Source organism: Streptomyces sp. NBC_01341, from assembly GCF_035946055.1.
In the GTDB taxonomy this organism is placed as follows: domain Bacteria; phylum Actinomycetota; class Actinomycetes; order Streptomycetales; family Streptomycetaceae; genus Streptomyces.
This window is the reverse complement of the sequence record NZ_CP108364.1, coordinates 3,922,542-3,936,928: the sequence shown is the minus strand read 5'-3', so window position 1 is coordinate 3,936,928 and position 14,387 is coordinate 3,922,542. Positions and strand designations below refer to the sequence as shown.

General features: G+C 72.0%; 10 protein-coding genes and 2 pseudogenes. 6 read left to right on the top strand and 6 right to left on the bottom strand.

Annotated features, from left to right (window positions below; genetic code table 11):
• Positions 1-335: 335 nt before the first annotated feature.
• The 3 genes from OG206_RS17395 to OG206_RS17385 form a co-directional block, all read right to left on the bottom strand.
• Entirely contained in the window at positions 336-935 is a 600-nt protein-coding gene (locus tag OG206_RS17395; protein WP_327117045.1) for a hypothetical protein, read from the bottom strand.
• 567 nt (positions 936-1,502) lie between these two features.
• Positions 1,503-2,309: a hypothetical protein gene (locus OG206_RS17390; RefSeq protein ID WP_327117043.1), complete on the bottom strand. Its 807-nt coding sequence runs from the start codon at positions 2,307-2,309 to the stop codon at positions 1,503-1,505.
• Between the two features lie 171 nt (positions 2,310-2,480).
• On the bottom strand, positions 2,481-4,058 hold the full coding sequence (locus tag OG206_RS17385; protein WP_327117041.1) for a cryptochrome/photolyase family protein: 1,578 nt from the start codon (positions 4,056-4,058) through the stop codon (positions 2,481-2,483).
• A 327-nt stretch (positions 4,059-4,385) separates the two neighbouring features.
• On the opposite strand from OG206_RS17385, the gene OG206_RS17380 reads away from it, so the two are divergent.
• The 5 genes and pseudogenes from OG206_RS17380 (at position 4,386) to OG206_RS17365 (ending at position 10,414) form a co-directional block, all read left to right on the top strand.
• The gene (locus OG206_RS17380) at positions 4,386-4,721 is read left to right on the top strand and encodes a trypco2 family protein (protein ID WP_327117039.1); all 336 of its coding nucleotides are present in this window, start codon (positions 4,386-4,388) and stop codon (positions 4,719-4,721) included.
• Complete coding sequence (locus OG206_RS17375) at positions 4,711-7,665, top strand: trypsin-like peptidase domain-containing protein (RefSeq protein ID WP_327117037.1); 2,955 nt, start codon at positions 4,711-4,713, stop codon at positions 7,663-7,665. Before OG206_RS17380 ends, OG206_RS17375 begins: the two co-directional genes overlap by 11 nt.
• A gap of 323 nt (positions 7,666-7,988) precedes the next feature.
• Positions 7,989-8,588, top strand: a pseudogene (locus OG206_RS32620) (ATP-binding cassette domain-containing protein); the annotation flags it as partial.
• Positions 8,589-8,723: 135 nt separating this feature from the next.
• Positions 8,724-9,465: pseudogene (locus OG206_RS32615) on the top strand (ATP-binding cassette domain-containing protein); the annotation flags it as partial.
• A gap of 265 nt (positions 9,466-9,730) precedes the next feature.
• Positions 9,731-10,414, top strand: a complete 684-nt coding sequence (locus tag OG206_RS17365; protein ID WP_327117033.1) for a class E sortase — start codon at positions 9,731-9,733, stop codon at positions 10,412-10,414.
• Here OG206_RS17365 and OG206_RS17360 read toward each other — a convergent pair.
• Positions 10,409-12,838 (bottom strand): glycoside hydrolase family 65 protein, encoded by a 2,430-nt coding sequence (locus OG206_RS17360; protein WP_327117031.1) that lies wholly within the window; start codon positions 12,836-12,838, stop codon positions 10,409-10,411. The genes OG206_RS17365 and OG206_RS17360 overlap by 6 nt on opposite strands.
• Entirely contained in the window at positions 12,838-12,981 is a 144-nt protein-coding gene (locus tag OG206_RS17355) for a hypothetical protein (protein WP_327117029.1), read from the bottom strand. The genes OG206_RS17360 and OG206_RS17355 overlap by 1 nt, the downstream gene beginning before the upstream one ends.
• Before the next feature lie 129 nt (positions 12,982-13,110).
• Here OG206_RS17355 and OG206_RS17350 point away from each other — a divergent pair, with 129 nt between their 5' ends.
• Positions 13,111-13,335, top strand: a complete 225-nt coding sequence (locus tag OG206_RS17350; RefSeq protein ID WP_327117027.1) for a hypothetical protein — start codon at positions 13,111-13,113, stop codon at positions 13,333-13,335.
• 194 nt (positions 13,336-13,529) lie between these two features.
• Here OG206_RS17350 and OG206_RS17345 read toward each other — a convergent pair whose 3' ends face one another.
• Entirely contained in the window at positions 13,530-14,357 is an 828-nt protein-coding gene (locus OG206_RS17345; RefSeq protein ID WP_327117025.1) for a transglycosylase family protein, read from the bottom strand.
• Positions 14,358-14,387: the final 30 nt, after the last annotated feature.

Here is a 14,387-nt window from a genome sequence, read left to right as displayed (position 1 = left end):
CCATGCTCGTCCGTAGGTGCGTTCGTCCCCCTCGGGTACCCGAACTTCCCTGCATGGAACGGCTGGAGGCGGGATTACCGGCCCTGATCGCCGCGACGCCCCGGTACGGTCGCCGTCCTCGCGACAGCCTGCGGAGTCGCGCCGCTCGCGCGGGGCCCGGTGCACCCGGCCGGAGAGCCTCTGCCCGGCCGGCCCGGCCATGCAGAACGCCCGGCCGGGGGATCCCGGCCGGGCGCGTCCGGCTCTGCCTCACAACAGCCGCTCAGTGGGCGGAGGTTCCGGCCCCACTTCGGGGCGCCTCGCGCCTCCGATGTGACCCCGCGGCTGCCGGCAGGTCAGATCGTCGGCGTGTCGTCGACGATCTCCTGGTGCGGTTCGATGATGAACTTCCATCCCTCGCTGGGCTCCAGGAAGCGCACGCGGGTCGGGTAGATGTCCAGGGCGCGGCGGTCGCGGTTCTGGCTGCTGTTGTTCTTCCGTCCCCGGGCCGGCTCCTCGTACAGGTCGACCTTGACGTCCGGGACCGCGACGGCTTCCTCGCTCCAGCGCTGGACGACCCCCGCGCCGAACGCGTCCCGCGCGGCGGAGTAGAGCGAGTCCAGCGATTCCTTGGTCCCGTTCGGCACGAAGAGGGCGAGGTTGAGAAGGACGCCGGCGCTCTGCAGGACCTCGATCTCCTGCCCCGCCTTGTCGGCGATCCAGATGCCGGCCTCTTCGGCGTTGTCCGGGAGGACGTGAATCGTTTCGCCGAAGACCGTCCTCGCGACGAAGGAGCCGCCCTCGAAATTCTTACCCGGCTCCGTAAGGAAAGCCGGGGCGTAGCAGTCGAGAGGAAGGCCTTCCGTCCCCGCCGAGACGAAGATGCCATCCTGCAGGCCCAGGCCCGAAATCTCCTCGGCCGTCAGACGCCGAGCCGTAACCTTCTCGGTATTCACGCCGTTCCCCTTTTAATTGTGACGTCCGGTGAATGCATTAATACTCTACCACGAAAAGGATCACTCCCTTCCCATTACGGGAACCCCGGCACCCACGACGCCTCCGGCCGATGACGCGAGTAAATCCCGGCAGGAGGCGCATCCGACAACCCCCCTGCACCAGCCGCGAGTCGGAGCTCTCGCGGGCAGGTACGGCGACACCCAGAAAATGGCGTCCACACCCTTCGGTAACTTTCTGCAACAGGATGCCGACATCACCCCCGATCTCCCCTGCACGAGCCGTCCGCAGTCAGGAAGGAATTGCGGATGACGGGTTCATCCCACTGGACCGGACGGCAGTAAAGGGAGCTTTCCACGGGGCCCCGGGCAATGATCGGCAATAGAATCCGAATGCGGGGGATTTTCCCCTTCGGCGGCACATTGTCGAATTTGCACCATCGCTCGGACGCCGGCTTAACCGAGTGCCACCACATTCTCATTCACCCATTACTCCGTCACGTCCGAACGGGCACGCAGAGGTGCCGACGGCGAGCCCGTGAGCCCTTTCCCTGCCGTCCGCCTCAGCCGTCAGTGGCAGTCGAAGCGCCAGTCCCACGGAAGCCCCGGGCACTGGCGGCAACGGAAGAGGTAGACGCCACCGCAGTCGCCCAGCTGAACATCGCCGGTGATGGTCAGAAGGTGCTCCATGCGGCGACCGCACTCGCAGTCCGGCCAGTGAGGGGGCTGGGTCCAGGCGGGCCACCCTCCCACCTTCGTGCCGATGAGGTTGGAGTCGGGTGGCCACGTGGAGCCGTCCGTCGCCGCCCGCAGACGAGGTTCCCAGGAGTCCCGCAGGCCCTCGGGTACGTCGAGCCAGGTCGGGCAGTCGGACGCGGCGATCGGGGACAGCGTGGAGGGCTCGGGCATGTGGTCCTCGTCGTACTCGCCCTCGTTCACTCCGGGCGCGTCGGAGAGCAGCCCGCCGGCCACGACGTCCGCCTCGCTGCGCCAGTACAGCCGCGGCACCACCGGACCGGGATCCTGCTCGTGTATCAGTGCGCACCAGACCAGTTGAAGCAGATCCTTGCCCTCCGGGAAGTCCAGTCCCGGCACATCCCGGGCGAACAGCTGGAGGATCGGCACCATCGGTACCGCGCCCGGGTCGATCTCGGACGTGTTGCGCGGGCCGGCGCCGTACGTCCAGTGGCCTTCCTGTGCGCAGTACGGCCACGGCTCGTCCACCGGCCACAACAGCCGGCCGCCCAGCGAGCTCTCCCCCGCGCCGGGGTCGCCGGGCTCCGGGTCGAGGAGCACGGCGTCCCTCGCGAGGGCCGCGTACTCCGGTATCAGGGTGCGCAGATCCTTCGCGGGCAGCTCCGGCAGGACTCCGGACATGACCCCTCCCTCAAGGCGTGGTGTCGACGGGCGTCGCGGGCACGCTAGTACGCGCCACCGACAACTCCCCGCCCCGACGGATCTCATGGCCCTTGGCGCGTGCGGCGGCGGTACCGGCGGCGCCGTGCCGCGATCGGACCGGTCTGGAGTCCGGTGCTTCTGACGCCCTGGTCACGGCGGTGCCGCGCCGCGCTCCTTCGCCTTGGTGAGGAGTTCGTCCAGGTCCTTCAGACGGTCGAGGCCCTTCACCGCTCGGGCGGTGCGGTGGTTGGAGGAGAGGCGGGTGCGATGGCGGTCCATGAAGGCCCAGTAGCCGGTGGTGTAGGGGCAGGCCCGGTCGCCCGTGCGCTCGGTGGGGCGGTAGGCGCAGGGGCCGCAGAGGTCACTCATCCTGTGGATGTAGGCCCCGCCGGAGGTGTACGGCTTGGTCGTCATCAGGCCGCCGTCGGCGTACTGGGACATGCCCACGACGTTGGGCAGCATCACCCAGTCGTATCCGTCGACGAAGCAGCGGTGGAACCAGTCCGTGACCGCGGCCGGATCCCAGCCGTCCTGCAGTGCACGGCTGCCCAGCACCATCAGCCGGGGGATGTGGTGGGTCCAGCCGGTGTCCCGCACCTGGGCGAGCACCGTGGAGAGGCAGTTGGCCGTGACCGCGTCGGCGTCGAGCTCCAGGAACCAGTCGGGGAGCGGGGCGGTGTGGCGCAGGGCGTTGCGGGCGCGGTAGTCCTCGCCGAAGTGCCAGTAGAGGTGCCATACGTACTCGCGCCAGCCGGAGATCTGCCGTACGAACCCCTCCACGCTGTTCAGGGGCGCGTCGCCGCTCCGGTAGGCCCGCTCGGCGCGTTCGACGCATTCGGCGGGGTCGAGGAGGCCGAGGTTGAGCGGTGCGGACAGCAGGCTGTGGCTCATCACCGGGTCGGCGGCGAGCATGGCGTCCTCGTAGCGGCCGAAGTCCTCCAGCCGGTGGGTGACGAAGTGGCGGAGCGCCGACATCGCCTCGCGCCGGGTGGCGGGGAAGCGGCGCGGGCCGTCCCGGCCGACGAAGCTGACGTCCTCGTCGCGCTCCCACCGGTCGAGGTCGCGGCGGACCTCCTCGTCGATGTCGTCCTCGCGGGCCTGCCAGGGGCCGCGGACGTCCAGGGTCTCCCGTCCGCGGGGCGGCGCCTCGCGGTTGTCGTGGTCGAGGTTCCATGTTCCGCCCGCCGGTTCGCCGCCGTCCATCAGCAGGTCGTGGCGCTCCCGTACCCAGCGGTAGAAGCCTTCCAGCCGCAGGCTCCGGCCTCCGCTGCGGCCCGCCCATTCCTCGAAGTCGCCCTGAGCCACCAGGAAGCCCTTCGCCGGCAGGATCTCGACGTCGTCGTAGCCGCCGAGGAAGGCGAGCGCCGCGCGGGAGGTGGGGTGGCAGACGGTCAGCCGGCCGCCGGGGACCCGCTCCGCCGTGCCGTCGGTGTCCTTGCCGCGGGTGGCACGCGATCGCCGGGGCGCACCGAGCCCCACCGCCTGCTCCAGCCCCTCGGCGTACGTCTCCGCCCGGATGTAGGTGACCCGGTCACCGAGTTCGGCGGCTCTGTGGCGCATGGCCGACAGGACGAGATGGGCCTTGGCGCGGTGGAAACGGCGTCGGCGCAGCACCGAGCGCGCCTCGATCATGACCACGGGAGCCCGGTCGTCGGGGCCGCCGTGGCGGGGGTCGAGGAAGTGCGGGCCGAGCTGGTCGCCGAAGATCCAGTGGGGGCGTGGTGCCATGGGTCCGCCTCTCACGGCCGGGGTCCGCCGTACGGGCAGGCCGCCGGATGACGGCCGGGCGGGATGCAGGTGCGGGCAGCCGCGCCGGGCTCCGGGCCCACGGCCCGGCGGTGCTCTCGCCGGGGCTCTCCGCCCGGCCGATGCTGCCAGGGTCCGGCTGCCGGACACGGCCGACACTCCGCCGCCGTGCCGTGCGCTCGACCGCCCCGACGTGGCGGCCGTCCCTGCGCCGTCGGTGTCCTCGCCGCGCCGGTCCTCCGTCTCGGCTGGACGCGCCCCGGGGCCCGTGCGTGATGATGTGGGCCTGTACGACGGGTAGTTGACGTCATGGAGCGGTGGGGGGATCTGCTGGTGGACGATGCGGTCGAGTTGGCGGACATGATCGCGCAGCTACGGGACGAGCTGAGCCGCGCCATGGCGGACGGGGAGGGCTCCGGTCTGCGGTTCAAGGCGGAGCGGGTGGAGCTGGAGCTGACGGTGGGGGTGGAGAGGAGCCGGGAGCCGGGAGTGAAGGTGCGGTTCTGGGTCTTCGACGCGAGTGCGGCGGCCAAGCGCACGTCCGCGGTCACCCAGCGCCTCACCCTCACGCTGCAGCCGGTCCTCGCGGACGCGCCGGACCGGACGGCGCTGATCTCCGGCGACGAGCTGCTCGGTGAGGACTGAGGTGGCGGCCGGCGGTCTGGACCCGCACCGGATCGCCGAGATCATCGTCACGACGGCTGCGGGTGGCCGTCGCGGTTCCGGTTACCGCGTGGGTGACACGGCGGTACTGACCGCGTTCCACGTGGTGGACGGTGCCACCGGAGTACGGGTGCGCTTCGACGCGGACCGGCCGGGGCAGTGGGCGGCGACCGCCGTGGTGTCCTGGGCGGACAGCGGGACCGATGTCGCGGTGCTGACCTTCCGTCCCGAGCCGGGGATCGCCGCGGTGGCACCCGCCCTGTTCGGGCGCATCGGCGACGACACGCATGCCGTCGTCGCGGTGCACGCGGCCGGGTTCCCGTTGTGGAAACGGCGGCGCGGCGCCGACGGGAGGCAGTTCCGGGAACTCCACCAGGCGGACGGGACGGTGGCGGCGCTGTCCAACCTGCGCACCGGCACCCTGGAGATCACCGTGCAGACCGCGGCCGCCGACCCCGATCCCGAGGTGTCGCCGTGGTCGGGCATGTCGGGCGCCGCCGTGTGGGCCGGTGCCCGCATCGTCGGAGTGGTCGCCGAACACCACCGTCACGAAGGCGCGGGCCGGCTCACGGCTGCCCGTATCGATCACACCCTGGGCCGTGTGTCCGAGGAGCGGCGAGCAGCCCTGAGCGCCCTGCTGGCGATCACCGGGGCGGCCGAACTGCCCTCGGCGGGGACGGGCGGCGGCGGTTCGACGGGTTCCCGGGTGATCGGGCTGCCGGTCACGCACGGCCTCGAACTCTTCAAGGACCGTGTGGAGGTACGGGACGCCATCGGCCGCCACCTCTCGGACCCGGCCGTCCGCGTGGTGACCGTCACCGGCCGGCGGGGCATGGGCAAGAGCTCCGTGGCGGCCAAGGTGATGGACATGCTGGAGCAGGGCGAGTGGCCCGGCCAGGTACGGGCCCCGCTGCCGCGCGGGCTGGTCAATCTCAGTACGCGTACGTCCGGGATCTCGCTGGAGCGCGTCTACTTCGACTGCGCCGAGGTGCTGGGCGGCGGGACGAGGGAGCGGCTGCTGCAGGTCTGGGCGAGCGACCGGACCGCCCAGGAGAAGATCGGTGAGCTGTTCGCGGCGATGCGGAGTGAACTGTTCGTCATCCTGATGGACAACCTCGACGACCGGCTTCAGGACGACGGCAGGCTCGACGAGGGGGACGAGCTGGCGGTCTTCCTCGACTGCCTCTTCCGGGCCCGCTCCACTCCCCGGCTGCTGGTCACCTCGCAGATACCTCTGCGGCTCGCACCGGAGCTGCGCCGGTTCGCGGCCGACATCGAACTGTCCGACGGCCTGCCGCCCGTCGAGTCCGTGGCGCTCCTGCGAGAACTCGACCAGGACGGCAGCATCGGGGTGGCCGCGCTGTCCGACGAGGAGCTGCTGAGGGCGGCGGTCCATGTGCACGGGGTTCCGCGCGCGCTGGAGCTGCTCGTGGGCGTGATGGCGGACGACATGCTGGCACTGCCGACCCTCCAGGAGGTGCTGGAGGACTTCGCGCTGCGCGGCGATGTGGTGGCCGGCCTGGCCGAGGACCGGTACCAGCGACTGGGGCCGGAAGCCCGCACCGTGCTGAACGTCCTCGCCGTGCTGCGGACGCCCGTGTCCCGGGAAGCCGTCGAATGGATCGTGGCGGGCCTCGACCCCGGTCTCGCCGTCGCCCCGGTCCTGTCCGGTCTGCTGCGCACGCGGATGCTGTCGGTGAACCGGGCCGGCCGCACCTTCGCCCTGCACCCGATGGACGCCGACCTGGCATACGGCGCCATGCCCCGGGAAGGGGCACTGGGGCGGCAGGCCGTGGAGCGGCGGGCGGCGGACTGGTACACGAGGACGGCCCCTGGACGGGCGGACTGGCACGGCCTGGACGACATCCGGCTCCACCGGCGCGCGTTCGACCACCTGGTACGCGCCGGAGACTTCGACGAGGCCGGTCTGCTGCTCGGCACGATCGGTGAGTGGATGGTCTGGCACGGGTCGGTGCTGGCCGCCCTGTCGATGCATCTGACTCTGGAGGAACAGTTGACCGACGACCGGGCCCGTCTCGCCCATCTCATCAGCTTCGGCCACGCCAGGCTGACGGCGGGGCCGCTGGCCGACGCCGCCGACGTGTTCGCCGAGGCCGCCGGCCTGGCCGAGCGCCTCGGTGACCGGCAGGCCCTGCAGCGGGCGCTGTTCGGTCTCGGGGACGCCTACCGTCAGCTGGGCCGGCTCGAGGACGCCATGGAGCCGCTGAGACGCGCCGGTGATCTCGCGCACGAGAACGGCGACGCCGAGTCGGAGGTACACGTCCTGCTCGACCTGAGCCTCGCCCACAGCACCCTGGGCGACGGCAAGGCGGCCCTAGCGTTCGCCGACCGGCTGCACGAGATCGCGCGCGCTTCGGGTGACCTCTTCACCGAAGCGCGTTCCTGGAACGCCCGCTTCACCGCCCTGCTCGCGATGGGCCGCTGGGAGGAGACCGTGGCGGCCGGCGACAAGGCGGTGCTGGCCTACCGGGACGCCGGCATCCAGGAGGCGACGGACTACGCGCTGAACGCCAAGGGGGTGTCCCTGCTCGCCCTGGGGCGCACCGCGGAGGCGCTGGAGGCACTGGAGGCCGCGCTCGCCGCGGCGTCGCGGATGGAGAGCCCGCGCACCGAGGGCGTCTGCCTCTACAACACCGCGTGGGTCCACTGGGCCGATGCCCGTCACGCCGTTGCCGCCGAGGCCGCCGAGCGTGCGGCCACCTCCCTGGAGCTCGCCGGCGCGGTGGAGGCAGTGGCGGCACGGGCGCTCGCCGAGGCGGCAGCCGCACTGGCGGGGCCGGTGCCGGATGCGCGTGCGGCGGCCGACGCGCTGGTCCGCGCCGCCGAGGGCGCCGGACGCAATGTCGAGATGGTCCGGCCGGCATGGCTCGTCGCGGAGGCGGAACGCCTGCGCGGACCGGCCTGAGGCACCCGGGCCGGGACGGGGGCGGGGCCGGTTTCGCCTCCGTCCCACCCCGCGCCAGGTGTACAGTTTTTGAGTCCTGTCGTCTCCGATAGAGGTGGACGTTGCGCATCTGAGGTCCGCGAACATCGCGCGGTGCGGCCCCTGCCGTAGCCCGTCACGCCTGCGTCGGCTTTCTGCCGCCCGTGACCCCCGCGTGGAGCGACCTCGGTGCATGAGCCGTCCCGGTACGTCCCAGGGACCGCACAGCCCCCTCTTCCGGCCGGTCGCCGCGTGTTGCTCGCATACGAATCCCCCGTTCACATGCTTGCGACTGCGAGGATCACATGTCCCAGCCCACCGCCCCCGCCGCGTCCCTCAGCACCTCCGCCCTGTCCTTCCGGTGGCCGGACGGCACCGAGGTCTTCGACGGGCTCTCCCTCGGCATCGGCCGGGGCCGCACCGGTCTCGTCGGGGCCAACGGCTCCGGCAAGTCCACCCTCCTGCGGCTGCTGGCAGGGCGGCTGCACCCCGCCGCGGGGTCCGTGACCGTGAACGGGCGCCTGGCCTACCTGCCGCAGAACCTGACCCTCGACACGGAGCTGCGCGTCGAAGCGGCCCTGGGCATCGCACAGCGGCGTGCGGCGCTGCGCGCGATCGAGGCCGGCGACGTCGCCGGCCGGCACTTCGAGACGCTCGGCGACGACTGGGACGTCGAGGAACGCGCTCTGGCGACCCTGGGGTCGCTCGGTCTCGGCGACATCGGTCTCGACCGCACCGTCGGGCAGCTGTCGGGCGGTGAGACGGTGCTGCTCCGGCTGGCCGCGCTGCTGCTGGAGCGCCCCGACGTCCTGCTGCTCGACGAGCCGACCAACAACCTCGACGTGTTCGCGCGCCGCCGACTGTACGAGGCCGTCGAGTCCTGGCGAGCGGGTGTGCTCGTGGTGGTCAGCCACGACCGTGACCTGCTGGAACGCGTCGACCGCATCGCCGACCTGCGCGCCGGTTCGGTGACCTGGTACGGCGGCGGCTGGTCCGCCTACGAGGAGGCGCTGGCCACGCAGCAGGAGGCGGCCGGGCGCATGGTGCGCGCCGCGGAGTCCGACGTACGCCGTCAGAAGCGCGAGCTGGAGGAGGCACAGACCAAGATCGCCCGGCGTCAGCGGCACAACAAGAAGATGGACGCACAGCGGCGTGCGCCGAAGATCGTCGCGGGCGGGCACAAACGGTCCTCCCAGGAGGCGGCGGGCAAGCTCCGCGGCCTGCACGAGGACCGGCTCCAGGAGGCGAGGGGCCGGCTCGACACCGCGTCCGAGGCGATCCGCGACGACGACGAGATCAGGGTGCGGCTCCCCCGCACCGCCGTGCCCTCCGGTCGCACGGTCCTGAGCGTGCGGGGGCTGCGCCCCCGCTTCGGCAGCCTGCGCGACGGCGGTTTCGAGGTCCGGGGGCCGGAGCGCATCGCGCTCATCGGGCGCAACGGCGCGGGCAAGACGACCTTGCTGCGTACCCTCGCCGGGGAGCTGGCGCCGCTCGCCGGCGAGGCCAGGACGTTCGTACCGCTGCGCTTCCTGCCGCAGCGGCTGGACGTGCTGGACGACGCGCTCGGGGTCGCCGCGAACGTGGCCCGCATGGCGCCGGGGATCACCGACAACGAGATCCGCTCGCAGCTCGCGCGCTTCCTCTTCAAGGGGGCGCGCGCCGAGCAGCCCGCGGGCACCCTCTCCGGCGGCGAGCGGTTCCGTGCCGCGCTCGCCGCGACGATGCTCGCCGCACCGGCCCCGCAACTGCTGATGCTGGACGAACCCACCAACAACCTCGACCTGGCGAGCGTACGGCAGCTGACGGGCGCGCTCGACGCCTACGAGGGCGCACTCCTGATCGCCGGGCACGACCTGGCGTTCCTGGAGTCCGCCGGGATCACCCGGTGGCTGTTCGTGGGCGAGGAACTCACCGAGCTGGGCGCCGACGAGGTGCGTGCGCTGCTCGGCGCACCCGACGCGATCGGGTGACCGGTGGTGTACTGGAGGGGGCGGGCGCTCCACCGGCCCGCACCCTCCAGAACACCCGCTACCGATCCGGACCCGCCATGCACCGAACCCACGGAATCCGCAGAGCCTCCCGGGCCGTCGCCGGCGCCGCCGTCCTCGTTCTCGCCGCCGGCGGCGTGGCAGCGGCGGGCGGGCAGCCCGAAGCCAGGCCGGTGGCCTCGGCGGCAGCGGGCGCGACCGCCGGGCCGCCGGAGGACCGGACCGATCCCCGGACCGCGACCGCCGAGCTCACCATCCCGGCGATCGGTGTGACGGACCTGCGTGTGGTCCCGTACGAGGGCACGACGGACGACGCGCCGGGAACCCGCGTCCAGGACCGGGGTGTGGCCGCCAGTCCGTACGGCGTGGACGGCGGCGTCGGGCCGGGCGAGGTCGGGAACTACCTCGTGACGGCCCACCGGCTCTCCGCCGGAGGCCCGCTCCACGACCTGCCGGACCTGGACAAGGGCGACAAGGTCCTGGTCGAGGAGGGCGGCACGGTGTACGAGTACCGGATCACCGGGAGCCGGCTCACGTCCTTCCGCTCCGCGCACTCGCTCGCCGAACAGCGCGCCGAGGTGCCGGGGAAGCCGGGCGAGAAGCCGACGCGGGCGATGATCACCCTCTCGACCTGCGCGACTCCGGAGGACGACGCGGCGGGCAACTACTGGCGCGACGCCCAGCACAATCCGGAGCACCGCATCGACAAGGTCGGCGTCCTGGTGTCCTCCCGGCCGTCATGAACCGCCGGGCAGATCGGCGGGCAGTTCCAGCCAGCGTGAGGTGCCCGGATCGATGACGTAGGCGCTGCCGTCCAGCCTCACCCGCACCCCAGGCCGTTCCGAGTCGGGTACGGCGATCCGCAGCCGCTCGGCCCGCAGGCGCAGGTCGACGTCCCAGTGCCGGCGGAACCGGAGCCGCATCCGGAACTTCGAGAGCTGGGGCAGTGTGGCCGGCGCCAGCCACAGGGCGTCGTCCCTGGTCTCCAGGCCCGTCATCCCCCGCTGGACGAAGTCGAGCGTGCCGGCCATCGCCCCGAGGTGGATGCCCTCCTCGGTCGTACCGCCCTGGATGTCCGCCACGTCGCCGATCAGCGCCTCCTCGCAGTAGCGCCACGCCTCGTCGTGGTTGACCCGAGCCAGCACCCAGGCGTGGACGAGGGAGCTGAGGGTGGATCCGTGGCTCGTGCGCCCCGCGTAGTAGTCGACGGTCTTCAGCCAGGTCGCGTCGTCGAGTTCGTGGCCGAGCCGCCGGAACAGAGAGGTCAGTTCCCTGGGTGAGAAGAGGTAGCCGAGCATCAGCACATCCGCCTGCTTGGACGCCTGGTAGCGGTTGACGGTGTCACCCTCCGCCTCCAGGATGCGGTCGAGCCGGCGGATGTCCCCGTAGCGCTGCCGGTAGCCCTGCCAGTCCAGCTCGGCCAGGTTTCCGTACCCGGCGAACTGGCTGATGACACCGTCGTGGTGGGGCACATGGAGCCTGCGGGACACGTCCTCCCAGCGGTCCAGCTCGTCGGGGTCGAGCCGGATGACGTCGAGGAGCTGTCCGCGACTGGTCGCGGGCAGCTCGTGGAAGATCTCCCCGGCCCGCGCCAGCACCCAGGACGCCGTCACGTTCGTGTACGTGTTGTCGTCCAGGCCCGCGGACTCGGCGTCCGGGTAGGCGTCGTGGTACTCGTCGGGCCCGACGACACCCCGGATGCGGTACCGGCCGAGAGAGTCGTCCCAGTCGGCGCTGTCCGCCCAGAAGCGGGCGATCTGCAGTATCAGCTCGGCGCCCTTGGAGTAGAGGTAGTCCGTGTCGCCGGTCGCCTGGCAGTACTGCCACACGTTGTACGCGACGGCCGAGCCGACGTGGTGCTGCAGACGCGAACGGTCCTCCAGCCAGCGCCCGGAGCGGGGGTTGAGATGCACCTCCTGGGTCTCCTCACGCCCCTCGTCGGCGCTCTGCCACGGAAACATCGCCCCTCTCCTGCCGGCCGCGCCGGCCGCCGCGCACGCCGCGGGGAGCCTCCGGTGCCGGTAGTCGAGGAGACCCCGCGAGACCTCCGGCAGATGCAGGTTCAGGAACGGCAGGACGAAGAGCTCGTCCCAGAAGACGTGTCCCCGGTAGGCCTCCCCGTGCAGCCCGCGCGCCGGCACCCCGACATCGAGCTCCGCGGTGTGCGGCGAGAGGGTCTGCAGCACATGGAAGAGGTGCAGCCGCAGGATCCGCCCCGGTTCTCCCCGTACTTCGAGCTTGACCTGCTGCCACAGGTCCGCCCAGGCCCGCCGGTGGGAGGCCAGCAGCCCCTCGTACGCCGGCGCGTCACCCACCGCGGTCACCGCGGCGCGCAGCGGGCTGCCGATCGCGGGGTCGCGGGAGGTGTACAGGGCCACCGTCTTGTCGACGACCGCGTCCGCTTCCGGGGTCAGGGGAAGCAGCAGCGTCTGGTGGACGGCGCGTGGCTGCTGCAGCGGCTCCGCCCGGTGGTCACCGTTACGTTCGGGGCCGCAGGAGGCCACGGTGCGGGCGGCGAGCGCGATGCCGATGTCCGACTCCACGGTCCGGCAGCGCAGCCACACCATGGAGTCCGGCTCGGTGCCCGTCTCCCAGCCCGTGAGGTGGCGGTCGGCCAGTTGCCGGTAGCGGGCGACGCCGCTGTTGCGGATGTCGCCGTCGATCCCCGCCTCCACCTCCAGCTCGCCCGACCAGCCCTCGGCCGCGAACACCGTGTGCAGCGCGGCGAGATGGGGGTCGCCCATGTGCACCAGACGCTCCTGCGTCACCGTCAGCCGACGGCCCCGGGTGTCCTCGTAGACGGACCTGCGGGTCAGCATCCCGCCACGCAGGTCGAGCGCCTGGCGGTGCTCCGCCAGGTACACGTGGTCCGGGGTCAGCCAGGGGCCCGGCCGGGCCCCCTCCGGGTGGATGCGGTAGCGCAGCGGCAGCCAGTTGGGGAGGTTGACCATGTCCTCGTTCTCGACCTGCCGGCCCTGGACGGACGAGGTCAGCCGGTTGTAGCAGCCCGCGACGTACGTACCCGGGTAGTGCGACCGGGCGGCCGGGGTCTCCGGCGCGGCCCCCCGGGTGGCGAAGTAGCCGTTGCCCAGGGTGCACAGGGCCTCGCGCAGACGCTCCTTCTCCGGGTCGTAGCCCTCGTACTCCCACATCCAGCCCCGCGCCATCAGCCCTCCCCCGCGGTCACGAGGTCACCCGTCCCGGTGTCCGTCCGGTCCGCCCCCACGGCGTCGAAGACCATGCCGTCCGTGCCGGGTACCACGGCGTGGACGGAGAGCAGGACGGCGGCCGGTGACGGAGCACGTGCCATGACCGGTGCCCTTTCGTCGAGGCTTCGCTCTCGTGGGACAGCGCCAGGTTTCACCCGGGCGCCTCTGGCACCACCGGGTAAAAAGTCGCAAAAGTTTCGATTTGTACGCATCGGGATTACCGTACATATATGGCCAGAACCGAGCGTCAGACCGGTCGGCAGGCGGAGTACGCGTGTCCGGCCTGCAAGCAGCCCGTCGAGACCGTGATCGAGCGGCGCAAGACCCTCGGGATCTTCGTTCCCCGCTGGGGTCCGGGACCGTGCCACAACGCCGACTGCCACAGACACACGGCGGAGGCCGGGCCGGGGGAGACGTCGGGGAGTGCGCGGGGCTCGCACGCGGTGGGTCGCTGAGTCGGCCTGGCGGACCGGCCGGCGGACCTGCCGGATGGCGCCGTGAGTACGGGGCGGTTCGGCGGGCGGAGTCCGGGAAGTGCCGTGTGCGGTGAGCTGTTCATCGTGTGGATACCTGCACCTCGGTTGGCGGAGGACCACCGTGACGACGCCGTCGTCGCGGCCGGGAGGCGGAGCACCGTGAGTGCGACGGGTCAGGCGTTCAGGCGCAGATGCTGACCGGGGAAGATCAGGTGCGGGCCCTGGTCCAGGACGTCGCGGTTCATCTCGTACAGCGCGTGCCAGCCACCGGACACGTCCGCGCGCTCGGCGATCGAGGAGAGGCAGTCACCGGGCTCGACGACGTAGGACTCGGAGTCGGCGAGGTCTTCGGAGTGGTACTTCGCGGCGGTGCCGCTTCCCGATGACGGGGAGCCGGCGGAGCTGTGGTTCGTGCCCGCGTGCGAGGAGCCGGCGGCGCTGCCGCTCACGCCGCTGTTCCCGTGGTGTGAGGAACCGCCGGAGGAATTGCTCGAACTGCCGCTCGACTGACGCTGCGGGGCGGTCTGTGCGCTGTCACCGCGGTCGGAGCCGCCCGACGACGAGGAGCTCGACGAGCCGTTAGCGCCGAGTCGTCCGCAGGTGGGCCAGGCGCCCATCCCCTGCGAGCGGGCGACGCGCTCACCGACCGCGATCTGCTCGGACTTGGTGGCGAGGTCGGCGCGCGGCGCGTACTGGCCGCCGCCGTAGGCCCGCCAGGTGGAGGGGGCGAACTGCAGGCCGCCGTGGTAGCCGTTGCCGGTGTTGGTGTTCCAGCGGCCGCTGCTCTCGCACTTCGCGATGCGGTCCCAGTCCGTACCCGCCGTGACGGTCGGCGCGATGACGGCCCGGGCGGGGGCGGCTTGCGCCGGAGCCGCCTGGACGGGGGTCTTGGCGGGGGCGTCCGCCGCGCTGCGGCCGGCCAGGCCCAGCACGCTCAGGAGGACCAGCAGAAGGGCGAGCACCGATTCGACGGGCCGCTTGGCGAGGGGTGATGCCGGCATGACGGTATTCCTCCGCTGTGCTCCGGAACG